Annotated in this window: 19 protein-coding genes; 4 read left to right on the top strand and 15 right to left on the bottom strand. The window is 36.2% G+C overall.

Features of this window, described 5'->3' with window-relative positions; translation table 11 throughout:
- Window positions 1-24 precede the first annotated feature (24 nt).
- From IGJ25_RS04805 to IGJ25_RS04780, 6 genes are all read right to left on the bottom strand, one after another.
- Window positions 25-522 (bottom strand): GNAT family N-acetyltransferase, encoded by a 498-nt coding sequence (locus tag IGJ25_RS04805; protein ID WP_002295755.1) that lies wholly within the window; start codon window positions 520-522, stop codon window positions 25-27.
- A gap of 55 nt (window positions 523-577) precedes the next feature.
- Window positions 578-1,486, bottom strand: coding sequence for an IS982-like element ISEfm1 family transposase (locus IGJ25_RS04800; RefSeq protein WP_081117245.1), 909 nt, complete (start codon window positions 1,484-1,486; stop codon window positions 578-580).
- Between the two features lie 405 nt (window positions 1,487-1,891).
- Window positions 1,892-2,248, bottom strand: a complete 357-nt coding sequence (locus IGJ25_RS04795) for a hypothetical protein (protein WP_223597931.1) — start codon at window positions 2,246-2,248, stop codon at window positions 1,892-1,894.
- A gap of 120 nt (window positions 2,249-2,368) precedes the next feature.
- On the bottom strand, window positions 2,369-4,036 hold the full coding sequence (locus tag IGJ25_RS04790) for an FAD-dependent oxidoreductase (RefSeq protein ID WP_081117246.1): 1,668 nt from the start codon (window positions 4,034-4,036) through the stop codon (window positions 2,369-2,371).
- Between the two features lie 17 nt (window positions 4,037-4,053).
- Window positions 4,054-5,133 carry an ACR3 family arsenite efflux transporter gene (gene arsB, locus IGJ25_RS04785; RefSeq protein WP_081117247.1) on the bottom strand — a complete coding sequence of 360 codons (1,080 nt, stop codon included), beginning with the start codon at window positions 5,131-5,133 and terminating at the stop codon, window positions 4,054-4,056.
- Window positions 5,134-5,146: 13 nt separating this feature from the next.
- Window positions 5,147-5,461 (bottom strand): ArsR/SmtB family transcription factor, encoded by a 315-nt coding sequence (locus tag IGJ25_RS04780; RefSeq protein ID WP_010748148.1) that lies wholly within the window; start codon window positions 5,459-5,461, stop codon window positions 5,147-5,149.
- A gap of 1,165 nt (window positions 5,462-6,626) precedes the next feature.
- On the opposite strand from IGJ25_RS04780, the gene IGJ25_RS04775 reads away from it, so the two are divergent.
- On the top strand, window positions 6,627-6,794 hold the full coding sequence (locus IGJ25_RS04775; RefSeq protein WP_179135485.1) for a hypothetical protein: 168 nt from the start codon (window positions 6,627-6,629) through the stop codon (window positions 6,792-6,794).
- Window positions 6,795-7,148: 354 nt separating this feature from the next.
- On the opposite strand, the gene IGJ25_RS04770 is transcribed toward IGJ25_RS04775, so the two are convergent.
- From IGJ25_RS04770 to IGJ25_RS04740, 7 genes are all read right to left on the bottom strand, one after another.
- Entirely contained in the window at window positions 7,149-8,390 is a 1,242-nt protein-coding gene (locus IGJ25_RS04770; RefSeq protein WP_005237700.1) for a serine hydrolase domain-containing protein, read from the bottom strand.
- A gap of 45 nt (window positions 8,391-8,435) precedes the next feature.
- Entirely contained in the window at window positions 8,436-9,710 is a 1,275-nt protein-coding gene (gene dltD, locus IGJ25_RS04765) for a D-alanyl-lipoteichoic acid biosynthesis protein DltD (protein ID WP_005237701.1), read from the bottom strand.
- The gene (gene dltC, locus IGJ25_RS04760) at window positions 9,707-9,949 is read right to left on the bottom strand and encodes a D-alanine--poly(phosphoribitol) ligase subunit DltC (RefSeq protein WP_005237702.1); all 243 of its coding nucleotides are present in this window, start codon (window positions 9,947-9,949) and stop codon (window positions 9,707-9,709) included. Before dltC ends, dltD begins: the two co-directional genes overlap by 4 nt.
- A 14-nt stretch (window positions 9,950-9,963) precedes the next feature.
- Window positions 9,964-11,163: a D-alanyl-lipoteichoic acid biosynthesis protein DltB gene (gene dltB, locus IGJ25_RS04755; protein ID WP_005237703.1), complete on the bottom strand. Its 1,200-nt coding sequence runs from the start codon at window positions 11,161-11,163 to the stop codon at window positions 9,964-9,966.
- Window positions 11,160-12,680: a D-alanine--poly(phosphoribitol) ligase subunit DltA gene (gene dltA, locus IGJ25_RS04750; RefSeq protein WP_318248590.1), complete on the bottom strand. Its 1,521-nt coding sequence runs from the start codon at window positions 12,678-12,680 to the stop codon at window positions 11,160-11,162. The genes dltB and dltA overlap by 4 nt, the downstream gene beginning before the upstream one ends.
- A gap of 11 nt (window positions 12,681-12,691) precedes the next feature.
- Window positions 12,692-12,829: a teichoic acid D-Ala incorporation-associated protein DltX gene (locus IGJ25_RS04745; RefSeq protein WP_081117249.1), complete on the bottom strand. Its 138-nt coding sequence runs from the start codon at window positions 12,827-12,829 to the stop codon at window positions 12,692-12,694.
- 354 nt (window positions 12,830-13,183) lie between these two features.
- Entirely contained in the window at window positions 13,184-13,879 is a 696-nt protein-coding gene (locus IGJ25_RS04740; protein WP_225000691.1) for a hypothetical protein, read from the bottom strand.
- A 343-nt stretch (window positions 13,880-14,222) separates the two neighbouring features.
- On the opposite strand from IGJ25_RS04740, the gene IGJ25_RS04735 reads away from it, so the two are divergent.
- The 3 genes from IGJ25_RS04735 to IGJ25_RS04725 all read left to right on the top strand — a co-directional run bounded on the left by IGJ25_RS04735 (window position 14,223) and on the right by IGJ25_RS04725 (window position 18,076).
- The gene (locus IGJ25_RS04735; RefSeq protein ID WP_225000692.1) at window positions 14,223-15,542 is read left to right on the top strand and encodes an IS1380 family transposase; all 1,320 of its coding nucleotides are present in this window, start codon (window positions 14,223-14,225) and stop codon (window positions 15,540-15,542) included.
- Between the two features lie 388 nt (window positions 15,543-15,930).
- Complete coding sequence (locus IGJ25_RS04730; RefSeq protein ID WP_010748124.1) at window positions 15,931-16,260, top strand: hypothetical protein; 330 nt, start codon at window positions 15,931-15,933, stop codon at window positions 16,258-16,260.
- Between the two features lie 514 nt (window positions 16,261-16,774).
- The gene (locus IGJ25_RS04725; protein ID WP_081117369.1) at window positions 16,775-18,076 is read left to right on the top strand and encodes an ISL3 family transposase; all 1,302 of its coding nucleotides are present in this window, start codon (window positions 16,775-16,777) and stop codon (window positions 18,074-18,076) included.
- A 96-nt stretch (window positions 18,077-18,172) separates the two neighbouring features.
- Here the strand turns inward: IGJ25_RS04725 and IGJ25_RS04720 are convergent, their stop codons facing one another.
- Window positions 18,173-18,316, bottom strand: coding sequence for a putative holin-like toxin (locus tag IGJ25_RS04720; RefSeq protein ID WP_080542687.1), 144 nt, complete (start codon window positions 18,314-18,316; stop codon window positions 18,173-18,175).
- Between the two features lie 173 nt (window positions 18,317-18,489).
- A complete protein-coding gene (locus IGJ25_RS04715; RefSeq protein ID WP_262118966.1) occupies window positions 18,490-19,785 on the bottom strand; it encodes an ISL3-like element ISEfa11 family transposase in 1,296 nt (431 codons plus the stop codon).
- Window positions 19,786-19,822: the final 37 nt, after the last annotated feature.

The following is a 19,822-nucleotide window of genomic DNA, read 5'->3' as shown; positions in this document are numbered from 1 at the left end:
AGCATCAAAAGTGAGGACGTTTTTTTAGATTTCTTTTTCTAAAATCGGACAAATACGATCTTGTTTTCCTAAAGGAAAATGTTTGATCCCGATTTTTTTAAATCCATGACGTTCATAAAAACGAATACCTGCATGATTTTTTTCATAAACAGTCAAACGTAAATAACGTTTTTGTTTCGTTTTAGCATAACGATTCGCTTCATCGAGTAACCGTTGCCCTAACCCTTTGTTTTGATAATCTTTGAGCAGATAGAGCCGTTGAATCTCTATAGCATCTTTTTCATCATTGACTTTCATATAACCAATGAGTATTTGATGATCCTTAATACCAATAAATTTACTGGTTGACTGTGCCAATTCTACTGCCAATATTTCAGTTGTCAATTGTGTCTGTAAATATCCTTGCATATCAAGTGGATCTGCGCCATCGATAAACGATTCATAAAAACTGACAACACTTACAACTTGTAAAGCATCTAGATCATCATAATCTAAATACGCTAGTGTGATTTGATTGTTCATCTAACTCCTCCTTTTGACATAGTATACTATAAATCACCCGTGGTGCTAGTTAATTTTAATATCCTAAAGAATATCTCAAAGTTCCTTCAAAACGTCGTTGTGCTCGACTTAATAGAACACTGTAAGCCAGTAATATGCTTTCAAATCTACTCTCTAGCCCTTTAACAGAACGTGAGTTGAAATTTTGACAACCTAATTTTTCTAAGGAAGAAAAAACAGACTCAACTGTTTTTCTTTGTTTTCCAAGTAAGCTGTGGTCTAGTTTTTCTGATTTATCCATGTTTTTACGTGGCGGAACGGATATAGTAATGCCCTTAAGGGCAAGCTTTTCATGGATTTTATGGCTAATATATCCTTTGTCCCCTAGGATATTGGGAAGATTCGCTTCTTCCGATAAAGTCTCTAACACTTTCACGTCATGGACACCTGGATTCGTGATTGAGTATGTAATCGGAAAGCCAGTCTTAGTAACGATCATATGAATTTTAAGACCATAAAAATAAGATTTTTTTGTTGAGTTATAGCCAACTTTGGCTATTTGATTCAATAGTTTTGCTTGTCTATTTCTAACTGGTTTACATAATGGACTAGGAAAACTATCTATAATTCCGACTAGTTCACTTTTGGTGAGCTTCTTGATGAAAAAGTATCGAATAATCTTGATAGTGTAAGCTAAGTTTGAACTTAAGCGAGTGAATCGACTCCTACTAGGAAAGTCACCATTAGGAAATAAGACGGAACAAACCGCTCTATACGTGGCTCTTTGGCTAGTATAGCCATTAATTATGCCCCATATAACACAAGCAATAATCACTGTATCGCGTTGCTTCAGTTGATCAGTATTTCTTCGGTTTTTAATCTTATCTGGTACACAATTGTGGTATATGTTAGAAACAGTTCTCATAATTTCCTTGAATGTTATAAAAGTATCTGTATAATGTTCAGTATATTTTGATGAACGCATATGTAGTCCTCATTTCTTGGGAGTTTTGAGACTACTATATGCGTTTTTTTGTTGATTTACCAACATGTTTAGACATTTTCCTCTAGGAAAAAATTAACTAGCACCACGGGTAAAATACTTTAATTTTTTAGGTTCTATAATATTTAGTGTTGGTGGAAAATCTGAGAGTGTAAAATACATTTGCGATACAAATAATATTAAACCAATAATTATTTTAAAAGAATATCGTAAATGGAGTTTCTTAAAATTTTTTACAAATAAATCATAGGAAATAAGTAAGCTAATTACTATAATTGAATACAATATTACATAAAGCAAATGTAAAAGTCCCATAGACATTTCTTTTTTACTGTATACCAAGACTATAAGTATGAGATTTTACCTTTTCATTCCAACTATATAAATTTATTTTGCATATCTTTTTGCTTCTCTTATTTTATCTAGAATAAAACTTGTTTGACTATAATCAGTTAGTTCACGTATTACTTTTTTCACCGTACGATCAACAGCGCAAATACCAAACATATCAGAATAGAAGTCAGTTATTGATTTGATTGGACTAAACAATTTTTCTGATAATTCAGTTTTTTTTGAGTAATTCATTTCTAAGTACCCTTTGTCTACTAGCCGATCAATAACTAAATAAGCTGTATTCAGCTTAAATTCTGGGTATTTTTTTACAAAGTTACGTTTTGTTATCCCTCCCTCGCATTCATATAATGAAATCAAAACTCGGTATTCAATTTTAGTTAAATCTACCATCTTCAATTTCACCTCTAGTAGTCCATAATATATAAAAAAATGAAGCTTGAAAAAAATACAAATTTTACATCAAACCTCAAAATAAGTTTCTTCCTAATTATTCCAATATTTAGAATTCTATCATAATTTTTGTATCGTTTCACAAACTTCTTGATAGTTTTTATTTCCTCCGGATAAATTATAAACTTGTTTAAATCCTTTGTTCAGTAGAATATTTTGGGCTGCATTTCCAGTAACGCCTTTATTACAATAAGTTACTGTCACACATTCTTTATCCAATTCCTCATATCGATCTCTTAACTCAGCTAAAGGTATGTGAATTGCTCCCTCAACTTTCGAAGTTTCAAACTGTTTTCTTGATCTGGTATCAATAATTTGTAATTTTTCGCCGCTATCAATTCTTCTCAATAGCTCTATAGGGGTCATTAACGGGGTATCATTATTTATATCGTTGTTCAAAGCCATCCCAGTATAATGAATGGGATCTTTTGTTGTAGAAAAAGGTGGAGCATATGCTAAATCCAAGTGAAATAAATCTTCAGCAGCTGCGCCAAATGAAATAGCAGTAGCAAGCACATCGATCCGCTTATCTACCCCATCATAACCTATGATTTGAGCCCCAAGTATCTTCCCATTTTCTTTATTTGCGATTGCTTTGATCACCATTTCTTTACCATTCATATAGTCCGGCTTATTAGGTTTAATATTATATAAAGTAGTAATAGCTATATTATTTGCTAAAGCATCTTTTTCTGTGAGACCAGTTTGAGCAATTGTTAAATCAAAGAATCGTAAAATACCAGTTCCTAAGATTCCCTTGTGTCGTAGATTGCCACCTGTAATAACATCTCCTGCGATCCTTCCCATTTTATTGGCTGTTGAAGCTAAAGGTCGATAAATAGGTAGCCTAGTTATACAATCAAAACTTTCTGCAACATCACCCACAGCATAAACATTTGGAAGATTGGTTTCTAACTTATCGTTTACTTCTATAGCTCCGGTAATTCCTAATTTAATTCCCATGGATTTTGCTAATGCGATGTTCGGCTTTACTCCGGTAGCTAATACAAAAATATCTGCCGAAAAGATAGTTCCTTTAGCCGTTTCAATAGACTTCAGACTACCATCACCGTTAACTTTTCTGACGGTTTCTTCAGGGAAAAAGGCAATGTTTTTCCTTTTCATTTCATTAATGATTCTTGAAGACATGTCCCAGTCTAAATGGGACATGGGATATTTACTTCGTTGAAGTAACGAGACCTCAAGACCTAGTCTCTGCAACTGCTCGGCCATTTCTAAACCAATATATCCAGCACCAATGACAACTGCTTTTTTTGGCTCGTTTTCATCTACAAACTTCTTGATACTTTTCCCACTCAAAATGTTTTTCACCTGAAAAACATTCTCAAAATGTCTATTAACAAATATTTCTGGGGTATTATAAACCGATCCTGTGGCCAACACTAAAACATCAAAATTATTGGTAAATGATTTTTTTGTAACTAGATTGATTCCGTGCACCAATTTTTTATCATAGTCAACCTGAGTTATTTCATGAGAGGTATGAATATCTACGTCGTACCTTTTTTTAAACCATTCAGCATTACGAGGCGTCAGTTCATCAAAGTTTTCCACTTCTCCCCCCACTGCATATGGAATCCCACAAACTGCGTAAGACACATCCATATCTTTATCATACAAAACAATCTCTGCATCTTCCGTATTTCTTCTTGCTTTTGCAGCGACACTTGTTCCAGCAGCGACAGATCCAATAATGATGATTTTCATTTCTCCACACCTATCCTTTATACGTTTTTGATTTCACTCAAAGATTCCGGATTTATGAACCAGTCTTTTGTTTTATTAGAAACCTTAACTAAAAGTAACATAACTGGCACTTCCACAAGTACGCCTACGACTGTTGCTAAAGTTGCTCCCGACTGTAATCCAAAAAGTGATATTGATACCGCTACTGCCAACTCAAAAAAGTTACTTGCTCCTATCATTCCAGCAGGAGAAGCAATATTATGTGGCAACTTCCAAAATCTTGACCAACTATAAGCAATTGTAAATATTAAAATCGTTTGAATCGTTAAAGGAATTGCGATCAATAAAATATGCAATGGATTGGAAATAATTCTTTCACCTTGGAAGGAGAAAATAATGATCAGAGTTAGTAATAAACCAATAATCGTTACTGAATCAAATTTCTTCAAGAAGACATTTTCAAAATAGGTTAACCCTCTTTTTTTTATGATCAACACTCGAGTAATGAAGCCTAAAAACAGTGGAACAACTACAAATAGAACAGTTGACAGTAATAAAGTGGCTAAAGGGACACTTACATTATCAACGCCTAGCAAAAAAGCAACAATAGGTGCAAATAATACTAGGATAATTAAATCGTTGATTGCGACTTGAACCAAAGTATAGGCAGAGTCACCTTTTGTTAGGTAGCTCCACACAAAAACCATCGCTGTACATGGTGCAGCTCCTAGAATAACCGCACCAGCGACGTATTCTTTTGCTAGTTCTATTGGAATCAATTGTTGGAAAATCACATAAAAAAAGAGTGCTGAAATGCCATACATCGTAAACGGTTTAATAAGCCAATTAGTAACGCACGTGATAACTAATCCCTTAGGTTTTTTAGCAGCACGAACAATACTGGTAAAATCAATTTTTAACATCATAGGATAAATCATCAACCATATCAAAATAGCCGTTGGAATTGAGACCTGAAAATACTCAAATTGACTTAATGTATCAGGAATAGCTGGAGCAAACTGTCCAATCAATACTCCGATTATCATACACAAGATTACCCATAGAGTTAAATACTTTTCAAAAAAGCCTAACCCTTCAGCTTTACCTTTTGATTTCATTTTTACTTTCCTCCTACTTAGATCCTTCTTTTACTTTGCATACACAGTTGTCTTCATTATTTACAAGTAATTGTTGAATAGATTCCATAAATTCTACAACAAATTCTTCCCTCAATGAATAATGGTGCCATTGCCCTTTTTTACTTACACAAACGACACCCGCTTTTTCAAGTACTTTCATATGATGAGAAAGTGTAGGCTGCGTAAAATCAAAATATTCAAGTAAATCACATGCACACAAACTACCGCAAGAAAGCACATCTACTATTTTCATACGATTTGGATCCGCTAGAGATTTTAATACTAATGAAAGAGATTCATAATTCATTCTTCGACCCTCCTTATATAGATGGTTGTCTATATATGTAATATAGACAACCATCTATATAAGGTCAAGTTGTTTACTCATAATTTCTAAGTAAATAGGAATTAATAGCATAGTTAGTACTCTCACTATAGGTTAATTTAGCATAGAAGAACTGTTAAAGAATATTCTATCTTGAACTCTTTTATAGTTATAGCAATCAAAGAGAGCTCATAAACCCTTAAGTTTTTGACCACATCCAAGATTTGTCCTAATACTCATAAACCTAAATTTTAATTGAACAATGATTTAGCTACGAGTTTATGAACACAAAAATAGAGTGATACATATAAATTACAGTATCTAAAAAGAGTGTCCAGAAATTAGTCATTTTCTGAACACTCTTACTCAAAATAACTCATTATGAATTTTTTATGATTCGAGAAAGCTTTTTGCACAATCTACATGGACACTATTAATGATTTAAAAATCTGTTTAAAGGAGTGTCCAACAGAGTATACTCTGCTGGCCTTTGAATCCCCTAACTAAACGATGTGCTGAAAAAAGAAAATATCTATATAAATATAGTATGATTAATTATTTAACTGATGACTAGATTTATAAAATAATTTAAAAAAGTAATCAGCTTCAAATTCCAACAAGATATTTTTTTTTAAGAGGGAGTAGATGAAAAGGATTTTGAGTTTCGTATTTTCTGAAGAACAATATCTATAAAAATATTTACGATAGCTAAGATTGAAATAGAAATTGAAGAAAGAGGAGATATAAATGAATAGAATCATAGTTACAAGAAAACAATATTGCCATTCCATTAAATAGTGAAAGAACCTCAAGATTCAAATATAAACCATCATTGGTACAGGTAATCTTGTAGTTTGTTTGATAATAGGGCGCCATTTGATGGAAGAGTAGGGGTCGAACTATCATGTTGCTTAAGAGATCGAGATTTTTAGTTAACATAAACATTTACATGTTTTTAATTATATTGATTTATAGCTTTTTAAAAGAGACAACTTTGTATAAAATCTATGTTATGTAAACTGAAATTATTCATACATCATTTTTCAAATATAATTAGCATTTTATACTTTTTGAATTAAAATAGACTTAAGATTTAGTAGTAGTGCCAAAAATAAAAAAAGAAATACTATTATTAGGAGGAAGCATTATGGCAAACATAAAATATGTTGGTAATGACACAAAGAAATCTGAAAACGGAAAAATTCATAGAAAAGAAGGTAATTATACTGGTTGTGGAGCAAGAATTGATGACAATCCACAAGATTGGAAGTCTACGACTTCTTCTATCACTTGTGAAAAAAAAGGCTGTAAATAGAACCACCTCAAAGTATTAATTTAAAAATTAATCGGATAAGCAATATAGCACAGCTTTGGCAACACTATAAAATCTAAATATAAAACCGCTATCTTGGTTTGTATGTATTTTAGCTATCACTTACTACTTAGTGATAGCTAATAGATTGTTCCATATCAATTCTGAATAAGAACCATACATTGTTTCATTGTTAATACACAGATAAACAAAAATTTTTTAATATTTTATGCCGAAGATGCAGTATTGATACATAAAATCTGCGATATCATAAAAATGAGTCCTATCAACAGAATTATAATATTTAGACAAAGGAAATCAAGCATATATCATAATTGATTTCCTCATATAATTTGATTAAAAAGAGACATCAATATTTGAAAGCGGATGATACAGTTGATTCATTAATTCCGTGTCGCTTTTACGTCCACGATTAGAGAGCAGAATCACACTAGTTTTATTATCTTTAGAAAACAACCCAAACGATTCGAATCCTCCTTTACCACCATGAGCACGGAAATAAGTCCCTTTGTCATAAAAACCTGCTGCATAGAATCCGCCAGCGGCTGGTTGCCACATTTGCTCCAGCGAAGCTTTATCTAACAGTTTCCCATTCAATAATAAATCATAATAGCGATACAAATCGCCAACTGACATATAGAGATTTCCAGTTCCTACCTCAGCTGCCAAGTTAGCTGAGGAAATATCGTTAGGGTTCCCGTAAGGATCTGTTTCACCATCCGTTTTGTAATTGACCGTAGGATGATCCTGCTGCAAAAAAACTTTATATAAGAAAGAGTGTTTCAACCCATTCTTATTGATAAAATAATCCGTTAACAGCATATCATAACTTTTTCCTGTTACTTTTGTCAAAATGCCTGCTAGTAAATTGTAGTTGATGGGACTGTATTTGAATGTTCCTTGGGTTCCGGATAAGACAGCATGTGCAGCATCCCAGTCGAGAATCTGCTGCACGTCTTCCAGTCCTTGGGGATTTTCTGAAAGCTTGAGTCCGGAAGCCATCTGCAGCATTTGCTGAATCGTAATATTAGCAGCACCTGGAATATAGGGATAAAAGCGGGCTAACGTATCTGTCAAGGATAATTTCCCGTCCCTAACTGCTCGCATAATCAAGACAGCTGTTAGACCTTTTTGTATCGAGCCAATATTGAATAATGTTGTCGGAGTATTTTTAATATCAGCTGCCTTGTCCGCATATCCGTACCCTTTATGCAGCAGGACTTTCCCATTTTTTACAACCAATGCACTTCCGATAAAGCCACTGGAAATAATTTTCTGATCGTAGATAGCTCCTTCAGGTGTGATGACTTCTTGATTACTAATGAGATTGTCATAGTTTCCCGCATCCAACAAGTCCTGTTTCTTGTTGGATGCGGGCTGCTCATTTTTGGAAGAGTAGCTGCTGGCAGTACTGGAATGTACAACTTGCTCACTGAAATGATCAGAAGCATCCGTTGGTTCCGTTGGTAAAAACAAGTAGTATAGGCCAATGAGACCACAAATAATCACAAGGATATCAATCCCAAGCACTAGTTTATGAACGTTTCTTTTTGCATGTTTTTTCGTATGTCTACTCATTGAATAAAGCCTCCAGCATTTCTATTCTCCAACAGTCCTCCTTTTTCATTCCCCCTGAATATCTTTTGGTGCTTCTTGCTGCCAATTTTTGGATAGAAAATAATGGTTGATTTCATAAGATGGTTTCTCTTTGCCCTTAGAATCCAAGAATGGCTGAATGTATTCATCTGCTGCTAGCCAGCCACGCCAGCCTAAGTGAATCGTATCTTCCATAAAATAGGGTTGATTGCCTTTCGTTGATAAATCAGCGATATTCATAAAGCCTTGACTTCTTAACTGGTAGCGGATCTTTTTGTCAAAACCAGTCAACACCTCTTGCGGTAAGCCAGTATAATCCATCCACTTCTGATTGATAGGCGGAATCACAAATAAGACATCCACATTGTTGCGAGCAAATTCTGTCAGTACTAGTTGAAAGTCACTATATTCTGGTCCAAAACGATAATCCCATTTCTTTTGAGAGCCTTTCATTTTATCTATGCGGCTTTGCAGATTATGTTGGTAAAAAGAATTCTTGATCCCTAAAGAATTATTAGTCGTTTCTGCTTTTCCTTCATTATCGGCTACTTGTTCTATTTGAGCGAGATTATAGGTAGAAGGTAATTTCTTTGCAGCAGCAGTGATTTTGTCAGTCAAGTTATGCCCCAACCCAAGACCACTAAAAAGCTCATCTTCCCGTTTCAAAATAGATCGTTGCAGATCAATCTGTTTTTTCTGCCAATCAGTTGGTATCTTACCGGATTTCACTTCATTCAAGACTTGTTCCGTCAAGCGATTTTCTCTCACTTTCGAATAGTCTAAGAGACGTTCGGCATAGTATTGATCGGTGTCAGAGATTTTCTTTAACGAAGAGAGCCAATCGTACACATGCTGTTCGGAATAATGATGGTTGAAATAGTCTCCTTTCAACCCTTTAGGAACGAACCATTGAGGGGAAACGATGAAGACTGCTTTTTTCCCTGCTAATTCTTTCGCCATTGATTGAATGATGGCGTACTGGGTCAGCGACTGGGTGCCAGGTGCACCAATCAAAAATGGCGTATAAGAACGGTGATATTTCTGCACCAATACGGAAGGATGTGTGGCACTCACACGGTTTAGTTCGGATGAGCCAAAAAATGGGACATATTTTCCTGTTGCTATTGCCTCATTTTTGATATGATCCCCACGAAACACCGCATCATTCATTGCCGTCGCCGCTTGAGCGATGACTTTCGGATCGTGGCTATTGATCTTCCAAGGGCCAAGGAAGAGTCCCCCGACAAGAATCACCGCACAAAGAAGCGGTCCAAAAGCCGTGAATAGTCGTTTTTTCATCATCGGCTTTGCAGCGTGTCGACTTTCTCAATGATTTTTGCTGGTGTATTCCACTCTGCCCGGTCAAATTCTGATACAGGAAACTCAATTCCTAACCGCCCTTCTAGTTCAACCAGCAATTGAACAGATCCTAATGAATCTAATAATCCTTCATCAAAAAGATCGATTGTTTCGTTTTCTTTTACTTCGTCACTTCCTGTAACTGATACTAAAATGTCTAATACTGCTTCTTTGGTTGTCATATTCTTTTCTCCTTTTATTTAACGAATAATTTGTCTAAGATTCCTGAGAAAATCAGGAAACTAAAGCAAACTGCTTGGAAGGTCAATACAGTGGACACCGCTTTGGTTAGTTTGTTCGAAGGTAGATTTCCTTGTTTTTTCTTCCAACGGATCCACGCATCATTTCCGCAAATCAGTGTCGCATGATATACCCCGTATAAAATGTAATACCAGGTAAGACCGTGCCAAATGCCCATTAATAGAAACAGGGCGAAATAACCGACATTAGATGCTACTATACGACTTTTGAAAACTTTCTTTTTGATCAGGGTGAACATCAATCGCATGTATACGTAGTCTCGGAACCAAAAAGACAGACTCATGTGCCAACGATTCCAGAATTCTTTGATATTGGGCGCCAGAAATGGTTTATTGAAGTTAGCTGGTGTATCATAACCCATGAAGTTGCTGATACCAATTGCAAATAAACTATAACCAGCAAAATCAAAGAACAGATACATACTATAGACATACATATACCCTAGCATTCCCCAAGAGAACAGTCCATTTTGCAGGGCTTCTTTGGTCACGATCGGTAGTAATACTTGACCGAGATAATAACCAAGAATGAACTTATACAGGAGCCCTAGCATTATTTTGGCGACTCCTTTGTTTAAATAGTCGAGATACACTTCTTTTGTCGGTGGATTCAGCAGATCTTTCTCAAAGCGACGATAACGATCAATCGGTCCCGAAGAAATCGTTGGAAAGTATAGTAAAAACTGGATATAACGCCAAGGATGGTATTCTTTGATCAGGCCATCCCGTATCTCCATGATCATTTGCACCGATTTGAAGGTCAGATAAGAGATGCCCAAGAAATAAATCAGTGAGGCATGCCCAACAAAGAAAGGGGTGACTTTACTCAATGCCAATGGTAAGATCGCTGCTACCACTGCACCATAAAAGACGCCTGAAGTATTTGCTCGTTGACGATGCTGATAATAGCCATAGACGAGTAATGTCTGATACACGACGTACCCGATCAGCGCCAGACCCTGCTGCCAATATTCACCACCAAAACTTACGTACAATACCGCTAGTGTGAGTAACGTTTGATACCATTGCCAACGCTTTTGTTTGAACAGCAGCACAAGCATCATCGGAAGCAATCCTACCATTAGCCAAATGAAATAGGTGGGATTTGCATAAGGAATCATATGCTGCAGGTTCATGAAGGATTCACCTCATTTGTCAGCCGTTTGCGGTCGATTTTGCCATTTGCCGTATGGGGCAGATGCTCAACATAGATAAATCGCTGCGGGATCATATACTCCATCACCGTTTCACTCAGTGAAGATTTGATGGCTTTTGTCAGTTGAAACTCTTTCTCGAAGGGGTGCGTTTCGGGAACGACATAAGCAATCAACTGTTCCACTTTCTTTTCTTGATATTTAGGGACTACGACGGCTTGTTTGACCCACGAACTATTGCTTAAATGATGGTCAATCTCTTCTAGTTCCATTCGATACCCATGGAACTTCACTTGAAAATCAAGACGCCCTTCATAATGCAACAAACCATCTTCCGTCATTCTGCCGCTATCGCCGGTTCGATACGCTGGTTGCCCTTCATGGACAAAAAATGCCTCTTTTGTTTTTTCGGGATTGTTCAGATATCCTTTTGAAACGCTAGGACCACTAATGATAATCTCACCTACTTGCCCTTTAGGAACTAGTTGATCTTCTTCCATAAAGAAAACCGTCGAATCTTCTTTCACATACCCAATTGGCACCCGATCATATTGCTCCAGTAATTCTTCAGTGATTTGCACGCCGGATACGGCAACAGTCGCTTCAGTAGGTCCATAAGTATTGTAGATTTTTGCATTCGGAAAACGTTCCAGTAGCTCTTGAGCGGTTTTTTTCGGTAGTTCTTCCCCACAGAATAAGAAACGCTCCAACTGAGGAACGTGCATCCCGTCAAAGGTCTCTTCCATCAAACATAGTTTCATAAATGAAGGTGTCGAGATCCAAACATTGATAGCCAATTGCGGCAAAATCGCAAATAATGTTTTGAAGTCATTAATGACAACCTTTTTTAAAGGTACCAAGCAGCCGCCAGAAGTTAATGCTGGGTACACCCCCATGACAGAGAGATCAAAGGAATACGGTGCCTGCGCCAAATAATACATCCCGTCGCGTAAGGAAAAATCTTTCAATGTCCATTGCACGAAACTCAATAAATTCCCGTGACTAATCTGGACTCCCTTAGGGATGCCGGTCGTTCCTGATGTAAAGATGATGTAATAAATATCATCTTTTCCGAGCGTTTTTGCGTTACCTAAATTGCGCCCGCTTTGATAAATTTCTTCCAATTGATTTATTTCTAGCATTGGAATCATTGTTTCCGGACCTTGCCAGTCAGCTACACTAATGATCAAATCTGGTGTAGCCACAGAAAGGATCAATTCAACACGCTCTTTTGGTGTGGTACTTTCAATGGGGATATATGCCCGACCAGTTTTGGAAGCTGCCAAAAAAGCTGTCAGCATGTCAAATTCTAACTCGCCATAAACAACAATCGGTCCGCGAGTTTCCAACGTTTCCTCGAAATAGGCAGCTAATTGATTGGATCGAGCTGCTAATTGTCCATAAGTATATACTTGGTGATCTTCCCGGTAGGCAATCCTCTCTGAATCTTTTTTTGCCCACTCTTCAATGGCTTGCACAATATTCACCACGTTCTTCATGAACATTCCTCCTAAAATTCATTATAGATAAAGGCGCCACCTTGCACGTTTTTATAGTGATAAAGATAAATTATCATAACGATAACAAAAAAATATAAAATAGTTTTCCACACAAAAGTAAGTACATGACTCTCAGGTCTATTATTCATAAATTTTTTCACAAAATTTCACCTCATGATAATATTCTGGAACCATTTTAATATAATTCAATAATACGAGACATTGATTTGTAGACTATAATCCTTACAATTTGGTAAGATTATTCTATGTTATTTAAACTTAATAAGGTTATGGTTATCCTATTAATATATAATGTATCTGGTCTATGAAAAATTGAATATTTTGTTTCTATTACTTACATCAAACGAATCGCTTCATGTGATTAATTAATCAATATAAATTATATGAAAAATCTCAATTATATTAAAATCTTATGGATTTTCCATAATAAAATCGAATTGAAAAAACACAGTTTGCGTTTTTTTTACAAAGGTTAAAATTTTTTAATTACTTAATTCAATATTTCTCTCAATTTCCTTAAGTTTCTCTTTCAAAACTACTTTATCAGACAAACGCTTAATTTTATTAACCAATTTATTTATTTCTTCATATTTTTTTTTCGATATGTTCGGCTTTACTTTATCTCCGCTATAGCAATCATTTATAACTTCCTCTGCATGATTAATTAATTTTATTTGATATTTTGCTTCTCTTAATAAACCTTTTATCACTCGTTTCCAATTATCTTCTTCAAATATGTCTATATTTATAAAATCTATTGTTTTAATATCAACATTGTATTCTATCACAATATCTTTCCGAACAGTTGAACCATTAATAGCCGGAGGGGGGGATTGAAAGATTTCATTTACTGAATTTTGTACAATTAGTTTTTGTTGAATAATATTACATTGTTTACTTATTGCTTCAAATTGATCTGTTTTCAACTTTTCTCTGGGATACTTTTTCTTAAAGCTATGTATTTGTTCATTTAATTTTAGCAATAACTGGTTAATCGAAGATACCCTTTGATAATTTAAACTTTTTGATAAAAATCCTAAGTCATCTGAAAAGCTATCAATGACTTTTCCAATAGATCCTGAAATTTCTAAACTTAACAATTTTTGCTCAATTTCATTCCTTTCATTTTTGTATTTATTTTTTATGTAAGCTCCTAATCCACCAAGCAGAACTCCCATAAAAAAAACAATACACCCACTAAGCACTAGTATCGTAACATTATACTCTGTTACTCTCTAAATAAAACATTTCTGACCTAATTAATTGAGCTGCTTGAGAATCTATAAAATGGGCAATTAAAAAAGGATCAAAAACTTTTAAGTTTCTGACCCTTTCATAACGTTTTATATATTTATAAATGATTCTGTTTCCTGAATAATTCATAGAATTTCTGAAACTCTATTAAAAGCTTATTAACGCACGGTTCTTCTTTTCTTTTACCGCACCCTTTGGGTGTACAAAAAGAACCCCAATCTGCTATGGTTAAAGTGTCTAAACTAAACCAAGAAAGGGGTTCTCTCAATGGCTACATTACAGGAAAAACACGTAAAATTCAACTCTAAAATGGTGGTGTCAAACACCGGTGGTAATCTTTCGTCAGATGCCGGTCTCATCTTGGTGAAGGAATTCATGAATTCGCTTGGATTTTATTCGTTCGCGAAGCAATTCCTCCACTTCAATGAGGACCGTATTTATTGGACTCATGACAACATCTCCCTGCTCGAACAGCTGCTCTTCCGGTTGATTGCCGGATATTCCGCAGATTCATCCGCCAATCTCTTGAAGGAAGATCCTATTTTTCGGTTGGTTTTGGATAAGGAAGCCATCGCCTCCCAGGCCTCGCTATCCCGCTTCTGGGATCGGATCAGCGAGGAGAACATTGCACAGTTCCAGGAACTGAACCAAACCATGCTGGACAAGGTCCGCATGGAACGGAACAATACCCAAATGATCATCGATTTAGATTCCACACATTCGGATACGTTCGGGAATCAAGAAAAGACTGAGTACAATGCCCATTACGGCACACAGGGCTATCATCCGTTGGTAGCCTTCGATGGCCTTACGGGAGACTTTCTGAAAGCAGAACTTCGTTCTGGAAATGTGTATACGTCAAAAGGTGTAAAAGATTTTCTGGCAACGATGCTCACACATTACCGTCAAGTCCTTCCCTGCACTGATATTTTGGTCCGGGGAGACAGCGGCTTTGCGACGCCCGAGGTCTATGATACGTGTGAATCCAACGAAAGTTTCTATGTCATCCGCCTGAAATCAAATAAAGTCGTGGAAAAACTAGCGGAAACCTTTGTCCTGGTTGGGGACGACCATCCCTGGGAGGAAAGGGAAGTCCACTACTATTCCGCGTTCTATCAAGCCAATAGCTGGTCCCAAAAACGTCGAATCTGTATCAAATCGACTCGGGAATCGAATCAGCTGGTGTTCAGTCACGAGTACGTGGTCACTAATTTTCACGAGGAACTATCCGCGAAAACTATCTTCCAGATTTACCATAAACGCGGCACCATGGAGAACTTCATCAAGGAAGCAAAAAATGGGTTCTATTTCGACAAGACGGATAGCTCAAGCTTCTTGGAAAATCATGCACGGATAATGGTAAGCCTGTTGGCTTACAACCTGGTCAACTTCATGAAGACCATATGTCTACCTGAAAAGGAAGCGACATTCCAAGTCGACACATTGCGGCTCCGCCTGTTCAAGGTCGCGGGTAAATTAGTCCGCAGTGGCCGTAGATTGCTTTTACGGATGAGCTCCTCCCATGTCTATCAAGACTTGTTTTATCAGTTACTGGACAAAATCCAGCAACTCAGTTGGCAAGTGTAAAATAGCAATCAGCTTTTAAAAAGACATGGAATCACTAAGGGATTCGTGCGCCCAAAAACAGCTCCAGATTCCCTATCTTCGTTAAAAAAACAAAAGGAAATCTGTTTTCGCAAGTACAAACCGGTTGAAAAAAGAAAACTCAACTCAAATCGATGTATAAACGTTATTTTCCCAAAAAAATTAGATCTATGAATTATTCAGGATCATTTTTATTATTGAAAAACGTATTAATTTTGCTTCAAACACTATTTTCATGACACTTAGTATTTACCTAAAGAAACAATATCCGTTTTTATCTCACTGTGTAAATTGATTCATTCTCATGATATTGTAATCTCTTTCATTAATTTAAATTTAGCGTTATAATATAAAAAAAGGAGATTAAACTATGACGAAAATATGTTTCATGCTAACTTCCAATTCTGGTATAGGAACGACTACAATATTTGCTACCCACGCTAAACGTAATATAGATGATTTATTAGCTTATTTTTCTAATTATTATAATGTAACAGCAAATTACCCAGAAGATAAAGATACTGTCGATATACTTGTTATCCCAGATTCCTTTGGCGCATTCATTAATGAACGTAATCTACCTGTTATTAAGGTACCTACAATTTTATTTTTAGAGAGAAACTTTGAGAAAATCAAGGTTTATATTGATAATTATTTTTTGGAAATTTCAAAAAACAAAATTCAGATAGACAAAATATAATTCATTATTTAACAGTAACTCTATTTCATGTCTCAGCATTTTCCATTGTTCACTCAGTTTCTTCATGCGCATGAAAGGTATTTCAAGTACCTGATGGATTAAGAATACCGAGGAAATGGTTTGTTAAATTACGGAACAATGGTGGTACTTAGGCCTTTTTTAAGAAAGAAAAGCGATCTTTTTTGCCCTCCACGTTCCAGCCGCCTCCACCACTTAGGAGGGCAAAAAAATAGACGTGCAAGGCACATCTGTAGAGCAAAAGGTTGATATTTCACTGAAATCTTGCTATACTAATTATGTAAAGAGGAGTTGCGCTAACAACTCCCCTACAGCACCATTTAAGACGGTAGCGACATTAGTTATATATAAAAAGGTTCTATAATATTTAGTGTTGGTGGAAAATCTACGGATTTTCTACTGACACTTTTTTTGTAAAAAAAGATAGAAAAAGAGATAGCCTAACTGGTAGAATTTAGTCGTCTAAAACAAAACCAAACCAAGAAAGGATATCTCCATGGATCATTGTACTAGAAAATTGTTAGGTTTAACAGATGAAAATTTATTCTTCGAAGAAGAATGGTTAGAGACTATAGAAGAAGAAGGGTTTCGCACCAATCTTATCCATGCCAAACTTAGCTATATACCAAGCCATTGCCGTAAATGTGGCATCAAAAATGAAGGACAAATCATCAAGAATGGCTCACACAAAACAAAAGTCCAACTTTTGCCTTATCGAGCAACAAAAACAGAATTACGCTTGGTACGTACACGCTTTTACTGTAAAGAATGTCAGTCGACATTCAATGCTCAGACAAACTTGGTGGATGAAAACTGCTATCTTTCAAAAGAATTAAAGGTTCAAATCGCCTTGGAGCTGGCCAAGAATACAACAAGAAAAGAAATTGCCGATCGCTATTTTGTCTCTGACATAACCGTTCTGCGTGTCCTACACACCTGTTTAAAAACGTATCATCCCCGTTTTGATACATTACCTTCGGTCCTTTGTTTTGATGAGTTCAAATCAATGAAGTCCTGCAGCGGAAAAATGAGTTTTGTCTTTATGAATGGGCAGACCCAACAATTGATCGGTGTATTGGAGAATCGTCGCCTGGCATTTTTAAAACCATATTTCCTTAAATTCACCCGAAAAGCACGAGCGAACGTGAAATACGTCGTGATGGATATGAATGCCTCTTATTTTGAACTTGTAAAGGCGGTCTTCCCAAACGCAAAAATCGTGACCAATCGCTTTCACATAGTCCAACAAATCACTCGTGCGTTAAACCAGTTGCGAATTAAAACAATGAACAGCTTTCAAAAAACGGAACCGACAAAGTATCGACGATTGAAGCGATTCTGGAAATTGCTCCTTAAGCATGCCTATGATCTGGATAGTTCCAATTATCAATATGATCGATCCTTTCGTAGACCAATGACGCAAAAAGCGATCGTCGATGAACTTTTGAGTTATGACGAGCAATTAACAAGGGCTTACGAGACTTGTCAGCTCCTCCTCTATCACTTTAAACACAAGGACAGCCAAAGCTTTTTCGATACGATCAACAGCTTAGATCAACGCCTCCCACAATGGTTTTGTAAGAAGCTGACGTTTTTAAATAAATACAAATTAGGGATTCAATATGCTTTAAAAACTAGGTATAGTAATGGTGCATTAGAAGGAACAAATAACAAGATAAAAGTGATAAAACGAGTAGCCTACGGCTATCGAAATTTCCACAACTTTCGAGCAAGAATTTATCTCATTCAAGGCTTAATCTTCCAAGTAAAACAAAAACCAGTTAAGCGCTCTGCCTAACTGGTTATGACTAAATTTTCAGTTGTATCTTTCTCTACCAACACTAAATGTCGAAGAGCCTATAAAAAATAACCGCTGACTCGCTAAAGTAGACGGTTATTTTTTTTTGTCATTTTTCACTGCTGTTAGGATGCCAAAGATGATCGTTGCGATTAAAGAACCGAAACTAATCATTAGCCCTAATGCTTCAGCTACAGACAAAAGGCTTCTCCTTTCTAAAGAGTGAACACTTACTTTCATAAGCATCACCACCTTCCAAAAGATAGCCACCGTCACAAACTTTACTGTACTAATATTATACCATAACCCACGCTAAAAACCTAGATTTATCGGCTCTTTGTCAATAAGGACTGATGAGTTGTGCAAAATCAAATCTGGGTCAGAATGAACCTCATTCTGGCTCAGATTTTTTGTTATCTCACTTTGATTAATTGATTGATCAAAAAGATTCTAATTCTCATGTTCTCGAATGATTTAAATCCGTAGGATACTCGTTTCATTGTCTTTATGTGGGTATTCTTCGCTTCTATTTTTCCATTGGAATAAGGATAGATCATTGCGTTGGTGATGCCTTCTTCATGGGTAAGAAGGTTTTGAAGCTTTTCCCGAAAGCTGTCATCTAACGTTTCGGGAAGTTCTGCCAATAAGGAGAAAAATAAGTCAGGGTCTTTGTCTCGAAAGGCTTCAACTAATTCATGAAAAAAGGGATACGCCTCCTTTAGGGGCGGAGAAAACTCAAGCAATCGATCAATCATCATTGCTTCAGTAAGAAATGGGTATTTTGGTGCTCGGAAACTTTTCCATGTTTTGTATTCATAATGGTTGATGTTTGCACGATTTTTTAGCAAAAAGCGCCAGTTCTTTTTCAGTTTTTCTGCCTGGCTTTTCTGTCCGGCTTTACGAAGTTCATTCATTTCACGGATACGCAACTCATTGAACGCTTGATTCATGTGTTTGACAATATGAAACCGATCAATCACTACTTTCGCATTTGGCAGAACACGTTTGGTGAGCTGAAAGTAGGCGGCGTTCATGTCTGTCACCAAGAATTCTACTTCTTCCGGATTGGTACAACCTAAGAAATAGCTTGTTAATCGGGGTAATTTACGCGTAGGCAAAACATCTATTAATTTTCCTGTTTCGCCATCTGCGCAAATAAAGCTCATTTTATCTTCTATGGAAGCATGCGAACGAAATTCATCAACCATCAATACTCTTGGGAGAATCTTCTTAGATTGCTTTGGTAAATAGCTTTTAAACTCTTTCAATGTACGAATAACGGTGGTCAAAGATACCTGACAGCTTTTCGCAATAAAAGATAAAGATACTTTTTCAGTCAGTAAAGAAGCAATTTTATATCTAACATGATTTGCGATTGAATGTCTGGGTTGGACAAAATAACTTTGAGCAGTCCAATGGGTGCGACAGTTTTTACAGGTATAGCGCTGCTTTTTTAGGCGCATAATCAAAGGCATATGATTGTATTGTTCAAAACGGACAATCGTTTCCTTCTTCCCATTTTTCACTATAATTGCTTTTCCGTTTCCATCTACCACAGTAGAACCACAACTTCTACAAGCACGAGGAGTAGGCGAGAGAACAGCATCGACGACCAACGTCTTTTTCTTCTGAAGGGTCTCGTAAGAGACCTCTGTAATCATCAAATCTTTCTCTATTATTCTCAGCATTTTTTTGATAGAATCATTCATATAGCATATCGTCCTCTCAGTTGTTTATTTTGTGGTG

This window comes from Enterococcus sp. DIV0240d (assembly GCF_051711245.1).
Lineage (GTDB): Bacteria > Bacillota > Bacilli > Lactobacillales > Enterococcaceae > Enterococcus_D > Enterococcus_D casseliflavus.
This window is presented reverse-complemented; position numbering and strand designations above follow the sequence as displayed.

Bases quoted from the DNA above. Each gene is read 5' to 3' on its own strand.
- IGJ25_RS04745 (WP_081117249.1), bottom strand. From the start codon at position 12,829: ATGAATAATAGACCTGAGAGTCATGTACTTACTTTTGTGTGGAAAACT.
- IGJ25_RS04725 (WP_081117369.1), top strand. From the start codon at position 16,775: ATGGATCATTGTACTAGAAAATTGTTAGGTTTAACAGATGAAAATTTA.
- dltA (WP_318248590.1), bottom strand. From the start codon at position 12,680: ATGAAGAACGTGGTGAATATTGTGCAAGCCATTGAAGAGTGGGCAAAA.
- IGJ25_RS04795 (WP_223597931.1), bottom strand. From the start codon at position 2,248: ATGGTAGATTTAACTAAAATTGAATACCGAGTTTTGATTTCATTATAT.
- dltC (WP_005237702.1), bottom strand. From the start codon at position 9,949: ATGACAACCAAAGAAGCAGTATTAGACATTTTAGTATCAGTTACAGGA.
- IGJ25_RS04790 (WP_081117246.1), bottom strand. From the start codon at position 4,036: ATGAAAATCATCATTATTGGATCTGTCGCTGCTGGAACAAGTGTCGCT.
- IGJ25_RS04805 (WP_002295755.1), bottom strand. From the start codon at position 522: ATGAACAATCAAATCACACTAGCGTATTTAGATTATGATGATCTAGAT.
- IGJ25_RS04780 (WP_010748148.1), bottom strand. From the start codon at position 5,461: ATGAATTATGAATCTCTTTCATTAGTATTAAAATCTCTAGCGGATCCA.
- IGJ25_RS04715 (WP_262118966.1), bottom strand. From the start codon at position 19,785: ATGAATGATTCTATCAAAAAAATGCTGAGAATAATAGAGAAAGATTTG.
- IGJ25_RS04800 (WP_081117245.1), bottom strand. From the start codon at position 1,486: ATGCGTTCATCAAAATATACTGAACATTATACAGATACTTTTATAACA.
- IGJ25_RS04770 (WP_005237700.1), bottom strand. From the start codon at position 8,390: ATGAGTAGACATACGAAAAAACATGCAAAAAGAAACGTTCATAAACTA.
- dltD (WP_005237701.1), bottom strand. From the start codon at position 9,710: ATGATGAAAAAACGACTATTCACGGCTTTTGGACCGCTTCTTTGTGCG.
- dltB (WP_005237703.1), bottom strand. From the start codon at position 11,163: ATGAACCTGCAGCATATGATTCCTTATGCAAATCCCACCTATTTCATT.
- IGJ25_RS04775 (WP_179135485.1), top strand. From the start codon at position 6,627: ATGGCAAACATAAAATATGTTGGTAATGACACAAAGAAATCTGAAAAC.
- IGJ25_RS04735 (WP_225000692.1), top strand. From the start codon at position 14,223: ATGGCTACATTACAGGAAAAACACGTAAAATTCAACTCTAAAATGGTG.
- IGJ25_RS04740 (WP_225000691.1), bottom strand. From the start codon at position 13,879: ATGGGAGTTCTGCTTGGTGGATTAGGAGCTTACATAAAAAATAAATAC.
- IGJ25_RS04720 (WP_080542687.1), bottom strand. From the start codon at position 18,316: ATGAAAGTAAGTGTTCACTCTTTAGAAAGGAGAAGCCTTTTGTCTGTA.
- IGJ25_RS04730 (WP_010748124.1), top strand. From the start codon at position 15,931: ATGACGAAAATATGTTTCATGCTAACTTCCAATTCTGGTATAGGAACG.
- arsB (WP_081117247.1), bottom strand. From the start codon at position 5,133: ATGAAATCAAAAGGTAAAGCTGAAGGGTTAGGCTTTTTTGAAAAGTAT.